This window comes from Paraburkholderia dinghuensis (assembly GCF_003837865.1).
GTDB lineage: Bacteria > Pseudomonadota > Gammaproteobacteria > Burkholderiales > Burkholderiaceae > Paraburkholderia > Paraburkholderia dinghuensis.
The window spans coordinates 1-14784 of record NZ_RQIS01000015.1; the positions used below are offsets into that span (position 1 = coordinate 1).

Here is a 14784-nt window from a genome sequence, read left to right on the forward strand (position 1 = left end):
GGCATTGGGCGGCTTTACCCCGAAGCAGCGGCTGGCCATGGCCGCTTAGTTTCTACTTCTGCCGACCGTGGAAAACGGGGGTATTACCGATGCGACGCTTCCGATGAGTGAGCTAGGTGAGCGAGTTGGCCTGTCTCAATCGCAGGCATGGCGGCGCGTCGAGAGACTCGAAAAAAACGGGGTAATCGTTCGGAGAGTCGCCGTCCTGGACCGCGCAAAGCTTGGGCTAAGTGTGCAGACGTTCACCCAGGTCAAGCTGAACAAACACAGCGAGCGAGCCGGGGAAATTTTCAGGGCAACCGTTGAGCAGTATCCGGAAATCCTCGAGATACACACGCTCCTCGGCGAGTATGACTTTCTCCTGCGGATCGTCACCATCGACCTCGATGCATACAGCCGTCTTCTCGCAGACCGGCTTTCCTCACTTCCGATGGTGCAGGAAGTTCATACCCTGATCAGTCTGTCGGCAGATGCGGGGAGCCGTCCTTTGCCCGTCTTTCTTGCGCCGTAGAGCGGGGTGGAGTTGGCGAAGCGCTCCAGATTGGAGGCAACAACGCGTGCAAGGCAGTTCGGGCGTATTCCAGGCGTGCCTGATCGACCCTGAGAGGACTGTCGACATGCCGACACATCAATGGCTCTTCTCGAAGTGGGGCAGGCGTTCTTGGTGCGACTGCCTCCGCAGAAAATATGTCGTAGCCAGGCGCCGCACATGTTCTCTGCCATCGACGTTCACGAATTGAGTCAAATTCCATGGTCGACCCTGTGGCCATTCCGCCGGGTGTTTTTGTGGACTGCGGGAATTTTCAGGCTACAGCGATCGTTTAGCGATATCCGGCAACAGCGCGGAGCGACTTCTCGCCGAGCCAGACGATGGAGGGTATCCCTGGGGCACCCATGACAACGGCCCGCTCGCCCTAACTTTTACTTCCCCTGTTGCGTGCACTAGATTCGAACCACCCCACTCGTCGCGTAGTACAAGGAGGACAACCATGACCCCATGGGAAATTCAAGGCACCGAACTGGTTAACTGCAATTGCTCATTTGGTTGCCCTTGCCAGTTCAACGCATTGCCGACGCATGGATTTTGTGAAGCGATGGGCGCCATTGCGGTCAGCAGCGGGTACTACGGCGACGTGCGGCTCGATGGCATCAACATTGCGGTGGTATTTCAGTGGCCGGGACCGATCCACGAAGGCAAGGGCACGTGCCAGCCAATCGTCGACGAACGGACCGCCCCGGAACAACGTGAAGCCATTCTGAAAATCCTGACTGGTCAGGATACCGAACCGTTCGCCACGATGTTCGCGGTATTCGCGTCGACGCTCGAGCAGGCATTCGATCCGATCTTCACACGGATCGACTTCGACGTCGATGTCGACGCAAGACGCGGCCGGATTCATGTCGAAGGCGTCTTCGACCTCGTCGGGGAACCGATCCGCAATCCGGTGACGGGTGACGAGCATCGCGTCCGGATCGATCTGCCGCACGGCTTCGAATACGAGCTTGCCGAAATCGGCTCCGGCACCAGTCGCTCTCGCGGCAATATCGTACTGAATCTCGAGGGGAGTTACGCGCAGTTCGCGCGACTGCACTTGAATAACAAAGGGCCGATTCGGCATCGGGCTGCCGCATGAGCAGCATCGAAAATATGCTCGGACGTGAGCGCACCATCACGGCGCTCGGCATGGCCGCCGTCGTCACGTTATCGTGGTTCTACCTTTGGACGGGCGCGGGAATCGGCATGTCCGCGCTCGAGATGACGACAGTCACGCTTTTCCCGCATCGACTTGCGGATAGCGCCGGCAGCATGGACCCATCGCTTCCGGCGGTGATCCTCATGTGGTGGACGATGATGATCGCGATGATGACGCCCGCCGCGGCGCCGCTCATCCTCTTGTATCGACGCGTAATGCGGCATTACGGCGCTCTCGAGGCCAGGTCGGCCATTCCGTCGATGGTGCTTCTGGCCGGCTATTTAACTGCATGGCTGGCATTCTCAATCGGCGCGGCGTCGCTGCAGAAGATGCTGCAACCGACCGGCCTCATTTCGGTAATGATGCTCTGGTCGAAGAGCGCGCCGCTTTCCGCCATCGTTCTGGCCGTTGCCGGGGCCTATCAGTTTTTGCCGCTCAAGCGCGCTTGCCTCAAGCAGTGCCGGTCACCCGTGAAGGTCCTCACCGCGCATTGGCGCCCTGGCGTCACCGGCAGTTTCCTGCTCGGCGTACGCCATGGCATTTATTGCGTCGGCTGCTGCTGGCTGTTGATGGCGTTGCTGTTCGTCGGCGGAATCATGAATCTCGTCTGGATCGCCGCGCTGTCGCTCTTTGTCTTCGTCGAAAAAATCCTGCCCGACGGTGAGCGTGTCGGCCGCGTGCTAGGTGTCGTGTTGATCGCCTGGGCAGGCACCACCTTGCTGGTGTAATCCTCACTCGGTCGTTAAAACAACCGCACGAAGCCTCACTCAGAAATTCAGGAATAAGTCGCATCGCTCCCGCCACACCCGCCCTTGAACTACGGAAGTCGCCCCCCCGGCGTCAGACTACTTGTCGCGTTATCTGATCTTGTAGACATGGTTGGTGGCGGTACGATCAGGGGGAATCGATGCGAAACTGGCGGTACGTTATCGTTATTCCGTTCATCAGCGTCTGTTTTCGAGCGTGAATTCGGCGCTCGATCGTCCGTCGACCGGTTGAATCCGCCGCCGACTACTGCCCCACGCAGTCGCCCGAAATCGACCCATAAGAGACATCCAGCTTTCTCAATTGCGGACATCCGCCCAAGACGCCTGTTGCCACAACTTGGTTCATTAAGGAGAAACAACGTCAAGCTTTGCCATGACGCCATCCGTATTGCTCAGTGTGCAATGCCTCCCGATCTCGATCACATTGGTCGCTATTGCGAACTTCAATTCATCATCGAACGAGATTTTTTTCGACGACATTCGATCGACCTGAATGGCACCTTCTATGGTTTTATTCGTTACGCCATCTGCCAACTGATTGACAGGTTCGCATTGGAGTCGAATTGGAGTGTCATGGAATACCCCGTCAATCCCTTTGGTCGTAGTGTCATCGATTCCTTGAATAAAAGGAATTCCCCCGACTCGAACGCTATAGACGTCATGCGAGAACATGCCCTGTGCATCACACAATTCATAGGGAGATGGGTTTCCATCAGCTCCGTTCATCGTGTGGCATACGTTTCTACCATTTTGTGCAGTCAGTAGCGGTGCGACGAAGGGAGTATTACGTTTGTCGGATTCCTTCCGTTGAACTATCGCTTGATCTATTTTCTCTTTTTCTTGTGATGTAAGAGGTGTGCTCGTAGCAACGTGCTTGGGTTTAATGTGTAAATCATAATATCGATCACCCGGCCAGTTTTTCTTTGCCTGCGCACAGGCGAGAGTCACTTCAGCACTAATCAATGAATCAGGTGGGACATCGGTCAGATTTTTCTGTGCAAACTCGGGCATTGGTACGGATTTAACCAAGTCTCCATTCGTTCTTCTAGTATTCACCGCTAGAGCGGTGTATTTGCCATCATTGCAATCGATTAGATAATGAGCTTCGCCGATCTGGAACGCATAATCAGTTGAAGGCTGCTGAATTTTCTCGTAGGTGTCTCTTTCCCAAGCGGTGATTTGACCGTTGTCACCTTGCTTAACGGAGTTCAGATCCACTTCAGCTTTGGAAAACAGTGGTTCCAAGGAGTATGGTGGTACCGCTTTGACCCACTGCGGTTGCGTGGTTTGTTGAGAATCAGCAGGGAGTGTCGATAACGGATCAGCGGATTGTGCTGCGTGACTAATGCCGCTGAGCCATAGGAAGGCGATAGAGAACGTGATGCGGAAAATTGGAAGCTGCATTGTCGCCTTCATGATCGATGTTGGTGTCGGCAAGAACTATGGATTGTTATCGGTCGGATCATATCTTCCGTTTCGGCACGCCGTCGGCGGAAACCGACCCTGAACCGTCATTCGCAATGGCAAGCCGAACGACGGGTCATCCGGCATTTTCGGACACTCGTAACGGATTTGGTGTGACGACCTTGGGCGTGCCGCAGATCAAGGACTTATACGGTCAGTCTCTAAAGCTTTTGGTGTGACCTGCCGTTGACTACAACGGACCCACGCGTTGTCTTGAGGCAACCCGCAGCGAACTTCCTACGAAAAAAAGAATAAATGCCGCTACGCCTAAAATATTCGCTTGCCTTTCTTTGGGGTGCTTTCGTTTTGCTTTCCACGCTGCCGCAGGCCGCATGGTCAGCAGACCGCAGCGCCGTCGAACCAGAGGCGCCACTTAACGAGAAAATTCTTCGCGTACCCGTTCAATCGTCGCCGCCAGTCACCCTGGAAGTGACAGTGTATATGCCTGCACACTCTGCGGGCGGCGGTCCCTTTCCGCTCGCGCTCATCAATCATGGCGCGTCACACGATCCGATGAATACGCCGCGCGTGGCCGATGAATTCATAGTCTGGTACTTCCTCTCACGAGGCTACGCCGTCGCCTTGCCGATGATGCGTGGCTACGCGCGTTCCTGGGGGCATCTCGTACCGCACGGATGCGACGTACTTGCCATCGGCACAGATGCCGCCAAGGATATTCGCAAGGTTCTCGATTATGTGAAAGACGTTCCGGGCATTGACGCCACGCGGATCGTCGTCGCGGGAAAGAGCATGGGGGGCTGGAATACGCTCGTATTCGGTGCACAGAGTCCTGATGACGTGAAAGGGCTACTCAATTTCGCTGGTGGCGTGAAAGAAGCCGATTGCAGCAAGCCCGACGAGAGCCTGATTACGGCTGCCGGTGAACTCGGCGCGCACACGCGCGTGCCATCGATCTGGTTCTACGGCGACAACGACCAGATTTTCTCCAGTACGACGTGGAGAAGCATGTATGCCCACTACACGGCCGCGGGCGGCCATGCGCAGTTGGTCGACTATGGCAACTTCCAGAAGGACGCGCACGCCATGACGGCCTCGGGTGCGGGGCTTCCGCTATGGGTTGCGAAGGCCGACGCCTTTCTTGCGAGCATCGGCATGCCGGGCAGCGAAGTCAATCAGGAATATCTTCCTCGTCCTGCGCTGAAGGCCAGCGGCTACGCGAGCATCAACGACTTCAGCGCAGTTCCCTACCTCAATGCACGGCAGAAAGCTGCACTCTATGCGAGCTATCTGGCGGCGCCGCTGCCCAAAGCTATCGCCATCGGCAGCACGAACGGCATGTGGGCTTCCGGTGGATTCGATCCTGCGCGCACAGCGATGCAGCGATGCTGGAAGATCTCGCAGTATTGCCAGCTCTACGCGGTCGACAATACTGTCGTGTGGCCGCGCCAGGAGTCGGCGCCGCCCCCAACGGATTTCGCATCGCTTCAGGACGTCAACGCAGTGCCCTATTTGCGTGCCGATGGGCGGCAGGCCTATACGCGTTATCTCGCCGCGACACGACCTCGGGCATTTGTGATCGCGCGTGACGGTGCGTGGGGACAGGCGTCCGGGATCGATTCAATCAACGCGGCTTTGGTGCAGTGTGCAAACGGCCACGAGGATTGCCGCGTTTATTCGGTGGACGGGGATGTTGTATGGGCCACAAAGTAGTTTGCGTTTTCACAACGGTTGGAACGAGCAGCGGCAGGTATGGTAGGAGGGCCGGAAAGCAGGTCACTATGCCGATGTCGACGCTTTATCACTGATAGGCTGTCGATTGCCGGTGAGGCAAGCATAAGGTCGGCTCTGCGTATGGACGCGGACACTCCCAGCGTGCGTATGAATGACTGAGAGTGGCCGCGTGGAGTCCCCCACTGAGCGCGGCAATCATCTCAGGCGTGCGCCTAATGCAAAAGGCATAAACCGACCCACAAGGGACATTCGTCGCGCCATGAAACTGCCATTTGAGAGGACTATATGAGTTCGGTTTGTTGCCAGACAGCGAAGCTATGGGCGGCTGAAAAGTGCGAGTAGCAGTATCGCGCCTGCTGCTTGAAGTATCCAGCTAACTAGCCCAAGGTCTGCTAACACCTTCAAAAATCTGTCGTCGATCGATTTATAGCCTCTTCGCAACATCCATTGCATGGTTGGCCAATTGAATCCCCCGAGCCGTATTTGGGGCCTGTCGAGGAGATTGTAGGTAACCGGATGTCTCTCTCTGAGTCGATCGAACACGGCATTCATGGCGAGCAAATAGACTAGGCCATTCAGGAATAAGGCCAACACAGCGAGCGTGACGCTTGGAATGTGAATATGCATTTTTCTACCACAAGATAGAGCATTCAATTTCAAACGTCACCGCTACGGCAGTGTCCGCAACGCATTCCGACCTGCCGTGCGGCACATCTTGCCGCCAATTTGTGCGCGTATCCAAGCTTCGTCGGTGATTGTGAGCGATTCAGGGGCACATGTCGACGGTCTGAATTTGGCCGACTGCCGCCCCACGCAGTCGCCCGAAATCGACCCGAAGCGGACTTTAGCGCATATGTCCCTAGCGTCGGTTCGCCTTCCGGTAACGGACGAACGTCACTGCTGCATCGCGGGCGCAATTTTTGATGTTTCTCAACAATCGTGAACTTTTCGCTCCTGCAGGTGGTACCCTTGACTATGGGTTCAGGCCCGAGAGGGCAGTCAGAAGTGCCGACGCCCAGCACACGACGGTTATCCGCAAATATCGGTACTTCCCGGAATCACGATGGGCGATTCGCACAAGCGCAGAACATTTTTCGAGCAACTAGGCTTTGTTTCCATTGTCGTGCTGCTTCGCCTGTTTTCACTGCTTCCCTACGCGCTGGTCGCACGGTTTGGCAGCGCGCTTGGTGCGATGTTATTTGCGTTCCCAAGCTCCCGAAAACATATAGTTCTCGTCAATCTTCGCCTCTGTTTCCCGGGCAAGAGCGAGCGCGAGTACGATGATCTCGCGAGGGACCACTTTCGCCACGTCATTCGAAGCTATCTGGAACGAGGCATTCAATGGTTCGGTAGCGCAGAGACGATACGGGATATTGTCCAGATCGAAAGCAAGATTGATCTCGAAGACGGGGATGCTCCTCCTACCATCTTTATGGGGTTCCACTTCGTGGGCATCGAGATCGGATGCATGCTGTACTCGATGCAATGGTCTGTCGCCTCCCTGTACACGCGGATGTCGAACAAGGCCCTGTGTGACCTGGCCAGGCGGCAACGCGGCAGATTTGGCGCCGAGATGCTTGAACGTTCGACAAGTGCCAGGAAGATCGTGGGGTTACTTCGTTCAGGCAAACCGGTGATGCTGGCTGCGGACATGGACCACGGCATACGCAACTCCGTTTTTGTGCCTTTTTTTGGCGTTTCCGCATGCACGCTCACTTCGGTTTCGCGCCTTGCTCGCCTGGGCAATGCGCGGGTTGTGCCATTCGTCACTGAAGTGCTGCCGGATTACCAGGGATATAAGTTGACCATCTTCGAGCCGCTCAGTGACTTTCCATCAGCGAGCGACACAAGCGACGCGCGTCGAATGAATGAGTTTCTTGAAACGCAGATACGGAATTATCCAGAGCAATATTATTGGGTGCATCGACGCTTCAAGAATCGTCCACCGGGCGAGGCAGGTGTTTACTGAGCAGGGCGTCCGGGCCTGTGATTTCGAACTCCGTTGGCGCGGGTCACCAGATCCTACCGATGTGGGCGAGAACCTGCCCTTCGCCAGTGGGGCTTCATTGTCTCTTCCTGGCCGACGCGGTCGGCCGAAACCGACCGTCCGTTCGCCACCAGGTTCTACCAGGGCCCGTGCTACTCTTGGCGTTGATCCGACACCCATCGACGGAGAACGCCCGATGCAGACAATGCGAACCCGAACCACGTTTCATCTGATGGTTGCCGTGCTGGTTTCCACGAGCGTGTGCGCGGCGCATGCCGCGAACCTGGCCTTTTTGCGCGACACGCCGGTCGCGGCGATGACGCAACAGGATAACGCCGCGCTACAGAAGGTGCTGCGCGAGTCACTGGACCAGAAGGCGGACGGCGAATCGACTCAGTGGTCGTCCCATGGGCTGCGCCGCGGCGTTCGGGTCGACGCGACGATCACGCCGGACCGCACTACACATGACGGAACCCGTACATGTCGCGAAACCAGCGTCGTTCTGAACTCCCGGGGCCAGTCGATGACGTTGCGCCCGCATTTCTGTCGCGAGGGCAGCGGCGAATGGGTCTTTCAACGGACGCATTGAGCAAACAGGCAGGTGAGGCGTGGTGAACGAGACGATCATCTCGTGCTGGTATCGCGCTACTTGATTCGGATGGCCGCGTACTGCGCGCACGCGACGGGCACTTCTAAAGAGGAGGCAAACCCTCAAGTCAACGTCAGTTGTGACAGCGACGACGACCCGCCCGGGCGCTTCCATCAATCTGTTGCATCGACCGGTTGAATCCAAAGCCCTCAGCGAACCACCGCGCTGCTGCAACATCAACACCCGCTCCTGCGGTGATCAGCAACCATTCGCGGTCCGCTGGTTTCGATGCGGCACACATTCCGCGGCGGGTTCTCTAGTTATCCAAAATAGCTGATCCCAGACACAATCATCAGCAGGTTCACGACCCGCGCAAAATGATTGTCCGATAGCCGTTTATAGAGCGTCATGCCGATCGCAGTTCCCAACAGCGATCCAGGTATGCAGAGCAGAATGGCTGGGGCGAAACCGGTCTTGCCGGAGGAGTGCCGCAAGAGAGTGATGGCTGCGAGTGCGGCGACCTGCGTGATCAGGATGAACGGCTGATACATCGCACGCTGGCGGTCCTTGTTCCACCCCTTGAACCCGCACCAGATGGTTACGAATGCTCCGGGAAAACCGGCCGCGCCACCCGTGACGCCGCCGAGAAATCCCGCGAAAACATCGAGTGCCTTCGTCTGGCGCCGGATGACCAGCGGCCGCGTGGCGAGCATGTAGGCCCCGTAGAGAACCAGGAACACACCAAGCACGTGGGTGTAGACGTGACGATCCAGGGTGAGCAGTACGGTGATGCCCAAGGGCAGTCCGACTACGCCGCCGATCAGGAAAACGGCCAGTGCCCGCCACTGGATATCCCGTTTGAGTGACCAGACCATTGCCGTCTGGTTCGCGATGCTGCAGACAATCATGATCTGGACAATCTGCACCGGGTCGTCGGAGAGATGGAACAGCATTGCGCCGCAGACCGCGGAAAAGGCGAAGCCTGCGATGCTCGATATGCCGGACGCCAGAAAAACGGCACCGATGATTAAGGGCTCGACGCCTTCGTGCACGGACAAGGCGAGGCAAAGTGCCGTGGCGAGCACGAGTACCGCCCACTGAAGTTTGACCTGCCAGGGGTGCCAGCGCGGTGCCGGGTTCAATGACCGGGCTGATCCCACGGCGCTCTCCGGCGGCGCGGGCCGAGGTTCGCTATCCATTTACCATGTCTCTCCGTTTTGGACACCACCGGAAAGGCCAGCTTTTCCCGCCAGTAGTGGCAGGAGTTGCGCGTTCAAGGATTTATTGCATCGGTGCGGCGGGTGCGCTGGCTGGTCGGGACAAAAGTCAAAACGATAGGCCTGGCGACTTTCAGCTTGATGCACGAAGTGTGCGTTACCGCACACTTCCGGGTAGGTGGCGAACATGCAGTTGTTCGCCGCGCGGCCCTCGCACAGCTACCCGGTTCGATGGGCGCGCCTGAATCTGGTCGGCGTGACCCCGTTCTCCTTCGGAATGCGGGTGAAATTGGCGAGATCGGTCAAGCCCGAACGCCAGGCGATCCGCGATACCGGTAGATTTTCTTCGAGGAGCATGGTGCGCACGCATTCATTTTTGTGGCGGAATGCCTCGCTGGGTTCGAGGATGTCGTCCTCGTCAAGCGGCGGGTGATGCGAGCCGCCTTGGGCAAACACGTCGCCACATAGCAGCGTTGCAGACGTGTTCTCCATGAGGAACCCGCACTCCCACGCGTGCGTCAGGTGTCGTGTATCAAGCCAGCGTAAGCTGTGCTGACCGAGCGAGATGGTCTCGCCATCTTCAAGCGCGCGTGGCGCGCCGGTCAGCATAATCACTGACCGAGACCATGGCCGCGATCTGGCCGCACGGCGGCTGCGCACGCGGCGCAGCCGCAAGAAACGCATTGAGCGAGCCGCATTCGTTGGCCTCGAAATGTTAAGTCGACAGCGCCTGTTCGCCGATTGTCGACCTGACGAGTACCGATGTCCTATGGCCACTTCTGTGGCGACTCTCGCTTAACGCCGGGGCATTCAGATCGTGGTCAGAACGGACAGTATCCGTACGCAGCGACTATCACAGATCATGGAAAAGTTTAGTGCGACTCCGATCTGAATTTGTCTGCGAATGTTCGGTAGCGCACGCGCGCGTGCATTGTCCGGAATTATGGTGGCAAGACAACCGGATTCGACAGAGACGCTGATTGATTAGTCTGCGAGCGATTAACGCAGCCCACGATTTTGCAGTTACGGCGAGCGCAGGGGTCAATTGCTCTTCTTGCGCGGCGCCTCACGCATCGACACGGCAAAATCAGCAGGACACGATCGTTCCGGCGACAAAGGTTTGCAGCTGATTGCCTTCGTGCGATCGAGAACTTGATATTGCGAACGTTAGGCAGAGCAGGTGCCTTCAACTGGGCGTGTGGGCCACCAGTCGCATTCGTGCCGAAGTCAGCGTCCGATCTGAACGCGGCCAAACGCGGATGTAGCCAAACGTCGAGCAGGTGCTCGATCGGCGCTGGAACTGCCGCACGCGTACCAGCAATCTCACCTCCCTGGGGTCGCGATTCTGGCTGGGACGCACAGACTGGCGTCTTCGCGGTCAGCCCAGGCAAACGCAGCACAATAATCCGACTGGACACTCTCGTGAAACTACCCAATACGTTGGTCACCGTTCTGATTTGCGGCGTCGGCACGGCCGTAGCGCACACCGATGATGTCACCGGTTCTGGCAGTACCTTCGCCGCCCCCCTCTACACCCGGTGGGCTGATGAGTACCGGAAGTCAGGCGGAGGCAGAATCGTTTACCAGGCCACAGGCTCGTCAGACGGGCTCAAGCAGGTGATAGCCCACCAGGTCGACTTCGCCGGCTCCGACGCCCCGCTTACCGACGATCAATTGAACAAGGATGGTCTGCTGCAATTCCCAATTGCAATTGGTGCCGTCGTGCCGGTCGTGAATCTTCCGGGCATCAAAGCTGGCCAGTTAATGTTGACGGGCGAAGTGCTCGCCAACATCTTTCTTGGCAAGATCCAGTACTGGGATGACCCTGCCATCGCGCGACTGAATCCGAAGATAAAAATGCCAGACACTCCCATAGCCGTGGTACGGCGTCAGGATGGCTCGGGCACAACCTTGATATGGACGCACTTTCTCGCTCAGGTCAGCCCTGAATGGCGGCGTCGAATCGGGGAGGGGGCAAGCGTGCGTTGGCCGCGCGGTATCGGCGGAAAGGGTAATGAAGGTGTCGCGACTTACGTCGGATATTTACCCGGTGCAATTGGCTATATCGCATGGGACTTTACGAAGCAGAACCATTTGACCTATACGGCGATGACCAACGCGACAGGGGCCATCGTGGAACCCGGTGCCGAGACGTTCAATGCAGCGGCGGCCAACGCGGACTGGTCCGGCTCACTTTATCAGTTCCTGACCAATCAGCCCGGGAAGGATGCGTGGCCAGTAATCGGGGCCACTTATGCCGTTGTATGGGCAAGATCCGACGACGCGCGTCGCACCGAGGAGACACTAAAGTTTTTCGACTGGGCGCTTCTGCATGGCCAGTCAAGCAGTGAGGCTCTCGACTATAGTCCGCTGCCGAATCCGGTAATCGCAAAGATCCGGTCGCAGTGGCGCAGCAATGCAGTAGACGACGTGGCACACCATCCAGTAGCCGGTCAATAATTCGAGCATGCCGAAGAAAACGATCCTCGTCGGACCCGTCTGTCGAAAGCCCGGCTGAAACTGCCATAGCGATGACGCGTTTCAAGTCGGTGCCGCGATCCAGCGTCGACTTGCGCGCAGGGTCAAAAGGGCGTTGATGGCCGCAATGGGAGGGAGATGACAACCGTCTCAATGCGACCCTGAAGTGCCCTTCAATTCCCGAGCTAATCTACGGCAGCTTACGAATGGCGGATTCAGCCGGTCGTTCGTGCGGTTACCGCGACAAGACTGATCTACTGTTTCGTGTCGAATGTGTACCAGGAAAACCGGATGACATTGTCAACGGCATCACGCTGCAGACGGGCCCGATGACCGGATGGCAATACGCCGGTGGTGGACCGCCAGCGCTGCCTCGCCGCCGCTCGTGGCGTGAAAGAGTCCAAGCTGCTCGAACTCCTCTTCCTGCAGCGGCGTGATGGCGATATCCGTGTAGGCGTAACGTTCCGGTGCCTTCATGACTTCCCTGAGGATAGCCTCTGTCCTGAGGTAGAAGCGCAGATATTTTGTCACCTTGACAACGGTCTCACTCCAGTAGCGCGGATAGAAGCGAAGCGGCGATTCGACCGGCAGCCCCCAACGGCGATCACGGCGATGTTTCATCCGCAGGGCTCCCCCTTCGAGCGGATGCACACCCTCGTGTTCGATCATCAGTCTGAACCAGGCGATTGTGCGCATGATCGTCTTCGGTCGGCCGTTCGGGATCTGCGCTGCCCGCTTGACGATCGTGCGGATGTGCTCGTACGAGTAGAACGCGCTCCAGGCGCACCGATACGCTTCTTCCCATTCAGCGTCCGACATTTTCGCGTGGTGCGTGACCCGATGGTTGGTGTCGTATTTGTTGACGTCCGGGTCCATCCATTCAGCGTTCCTTACCATCGTCTGATGATCCTCGGAGCCCGGCAGCGGCGTGAGCATGAAGAATTCGAGAATGTCGATTGGCAATTCACGCTTGATGATCTCGATGTCGCGCAGGATCGATTCTTTCGTGTCCGCGGGGAATCCGATGATATAGCCCGCGTAGGTAATCGCGCCGTGGGCGCGCCACATCTGCAGCATGGCGCGGTATTCGGTGATCTTGTTCTGTCGCTTCTTCGCCGCGATCAGATTCTCGGGATTGATATTCTCAAGCCCGATGAACACGCGCCGCACACCCGCGCGCGTTGCCTTCTCGATGAAGCCTGGAATCTTGTGACAGAGCGTGTCGACCTGGATCGTGAAGCCGCAGTAAATGCCTTGCTTTTCCCGAAGTTCGATGACGCGGTCGAGAAGGATCTCCCAGTCGTGGTTGCGTGCGAAATTGTCATCCGTGACGAAGAACCGGTCGATGCCCTGCTTTGCGTTCTCGCGGATGATCTTCTCGAGATCGTCGGGGGTGCGAAAGCGGCTCTTGTGCCCCTGCACGTTGATGATGGTACAAAACGAGCACTGATACGGGCAGCCACGACCGAGGTCAACCGAGGTATAGGTACCTGCAGTGCGTTCGATATGCTTGCGCGGCAAGAAGGGCTGGGGAGCGCCTTCGAGCGAGGGTAACGCGTCCATGAAGTTATACAAGGGCTTCATGGCACCATTCCACGCGTCGAGAAGGACTTCATCAAAACGCCGTTCCTCGGCCTCCCCAGCGAAGAGCGCCACACCCATTGCTTGCGCTTCCTTAAGCTCAGCGGGCATCTCAGGCAGCATGGAGATACAGCCAGAAACGTGGAAGCCACCGATCGCAACCGGCAAGCCCGCGGCACGGAACTGGCGGGCGAGGTCGAGTGCGCGCGGGTACTGGTTCGACTGCACACCGACCAGACCGATCATCGATCTCCCGCCCTTTGCCTTCAGGTCACGAATGATGCGCTCTGGCCACACCCGCTGGTTGGTTTCGTCGCTTGTTTCGATTTCAAACTGGACGCCAGGGCCCAGCAGCATTCGCTTTCGCGCGTCATCAGCGAGCGCATACATACAGGCGAGTGTATTGGAGGGCATGACCGAGCGGAGCCACTGGATCGGGTAGCCGTCGTCGTCGTAATGGGTCGGCTTGATGAGGACGAGAGAGAATCGGGAACTGCCTGAAATCGAGTCGATCGTGGCCATTGTCTGCTCTGCATCCCTGTCTGGAAGTCACAAAACCGTGAAGGTCATCCGTCTTCAGAAAATCGGCGACGGATCGTGAACTGAAAAGCAGTACAACAACCCGCATCCTACGCGCCTAGCCCCCTGCTGTGTTTACAGTGCCGCAGGCGCCAGGTTTCGAGGATTGTGATCCGGTTGGGGCCGACAAGAACGATGACGCGGCGGGCTTCGTGGCGAGTTTCCGCGCCAATCGTGTGACACCGCATGTGGCGCAAAACAACGGCTGCGGGGGTGGCTCGGCGATTGACGGTCGGACGATGCGCTGGGCCCGCTACGCCATCAGCCAGTGCAAGCGCAAATGCATCGCGCAGGTCTTCAACTGGAGCAAGACGGCAGGCAGGATTCGTCAGGCGATGTATCGCGACCGCGAGCGGGTCGAGCAGTGGTTCCTCCTGACGCAGGCGGCCTACAACCTGACGCCACCGACGCCGACCTTGCCGCGCCCGACCTTGAAATGAGGCACACAGGGGCGCAGCCTCTTCCTGGAGCCGGCCGTCAACGTAACGTGCTCCGAAGGGTAGCGGGTTGTCCTGTGCGGCGCGGACTGATAGGCGGGATGGCCCGGATCGATGCGCTTGATAGCTGACACGGCTAGAACCTCCTCAGAGGATTCTATGCCAATGCAGGGGACAATCAATTCGTCCCAAACCGGACGTCGAGGCCGGACGGAAATGCCCCGTCAAACGGCACGCGTCGAGTTCGTTGAATGTGTGCGATCCATCATCGGCGTCTATCCGACGGCATTTCGCGCGAG

11 protein-coding genes and 1 pseudogene are annotated in these 14784 nt (G+C 57.7%); 8 read left to right on the top strand and 4 right to left on the bottom strand.

The annotated features are described in order from the left end of the window. The first annotated feature begins 67 nt into the window (after positions 1-67). The 3 genes from D1Y85_RS19420 (at position 68) to D1Y85_RS19430 (ending at position 2422) form a co-directional block, all read left to right on the top strand. A complete protein-coding gene (locus tag D1Y85_RS19420; RefSeq protein ID WP_281278305.1) occupies positions 68-511 on the top strand; it encodes an Lrp/AsnC family transcriptional regulator in 444 nt (147 codons plus the stop codon). A 478-nt stretch (positions 512-989) separates the two neighbouring features. Then, positions 990-1634 carry a DUF1326 domain-containing protein gene (locus tag D1Y85_RS19425; RefSeq protein WP_124152708.1) on the top strand — a complete coding sequence of 215 codons (645 nt, stop codon included), beginning with the start codon at positions 990-992 and terminating at the stop codon, positions 1632-1634. Beyond that, complete coding sequence (locus tag D1Y85_RS19430; protein WP_124152709.1) at positions 1631-2422, top strand: DUF2182 domain-containing protein; 792 nt, start codon at positions 1631-1633, stop codon at positions 2420-2422. Before D1Y85_RS19425 ends, D1Y85_RS19430 begins: the two co-directional genes overlap by 4 nt. A 384-nt stretch (positions 2423-2806) precedes the next feature. On the opposite strand, the gene D1Y85_RS19435 is transcribed toward D1Y85_RS19430, so the two are convergent. After that, on the bottom strand, positions 2807-3865 hold the full coding sequence (locus tag D1Y85_RS19435; protein WP_185219048.1) for a hypothetical protein: 1059 nt from the start codon (positions 3863-3865) through the stop codon (positions 2807-2809). A 315-nt stretch (positions 3866-4180) separates the two neighbouring features. Between D1Y85_RS19435 and D1Y85_RS19440 the strand changes: the two genes are divergently transcribed. The 3 genes from D1Y85_RS19440 to D1Y85_RS19450 all read left to right on the top strand — a co-directional run bounded on the left by D1Y85_RS19440 (position 4181) and on the right by D1Y85_RS19450 (position 8193). Continuing rightward, positions 4181-5596 (top strand): dienelactone hydrolase family protein, encoded by a 1416-nt coding sequence (locus D1Y85_RS19440; RefSeq protein ID WP_124152711.1) that lies wholly within the window; start codon positions 4181-4183, stop codon positions 5594-5596. A 1084-nt stretch (positions 5597-6680) separates the two neighbouring features. Beyond that, positions 6681-7586 carry a lipid A biosynthesis lauroyl acyltransferase gene (locus D1Y85_RS19445; protein ID WP_124152712.1) on the top strand — a complete coding sequence of 302 codons (906 nt, stop codon included), beginning with the start codon at positions 6681-6683 and terminating at the stop codon, positions 7584-7586. A gap of 250 nt (positions 7587-7836) precedes the next feature. Further along, positions 7837-8193 carry a hypothetical protein gene (locus tag D1Y85_RS19450; RefSeq protein ID WP_246024985.1) on the top strand — a complete coding sequence of 119 codons (357 nt, stop codon included), beginning with the start codon at positions 7837-7839 and terminating at the stop codon, positions 8191-8193. A 320-nt stretch (positions 8194-8513) separates the two neighbouring features. On the opposite strand, the gene D1Y85_RS19455 is transcribed toward D1Y85_RS19450, so the two are convergent. Together D1Y85_RS19455 and D1Y85_RS28035 are read right to left on the bottom strand one after the other, a co-directional pair. Continuing rightward, a complete protein-coding gene (locus tag D1Y85_RS19455) occupies positions 8514-9392 on the bottom strand; it encodes a sulfite exporter TauE/SafE family protein (protein WP_124152714.1) in 879 nt (292 codons plus the stop codon). A gap of 237 nt (positions 9393-9629) precedes the next feature. Further along, positions 9630-10025 (bottom strand): MBL fold metallo-hydrolase, encoded by a 396-nt coding sequence (locus D1Y85_RS28035; RefSeq protein ID WP_342773481.1) that lies wholly within the window; start codon positions 10023-10025, stop codon positions 9630-9632. Positions 10026-10832: 807 nt separating this feature from the next. Here D1Y85_RS28035 and pstS point away from each other — a divergent pair. Then, positions 10833-11870: a phosphate ABC transporter substrate-binding protein PstS gene (gene pstS, locus D1Y85_RS19465; protein WP_124152715.1), complete on the top strand. Its 1038-nt coding sequence runs from the start codon at positions 10833-10835 to the stop codon at positions 11868-11870. A gap of 327 nt (positions 11871-12197) precedes the next feature. On the opposite strand, the gene D1Y85_RS19470 is transcribed toward pstS, so the two are convergent. Continuing rightward, positions 12198-13991, bottom strand: a complete 1794-nt coding sequence (locus D1Y85_RS19470) for a B12-binding domain-containing radical SAM protein (RefSeq protein ID WP_124152716.1) — start codon at positions 13989-13991, stop codon at positions 12198-12200. Between the two features lie 173 nt (positions 13992-14164). On the opposite strand from D1Y85_RS19470, the pseudogene D1Y85_RS19475 reads away from it, so the two are divergent. Next, positions 14165-14488: pseudogene (locus D1Y85_RS19475) on the top strand (hypothetical protein); the annotation flags it as partial. Between the last annotated feature and the right edge of the window lie 296 nt (positions 14489-14784).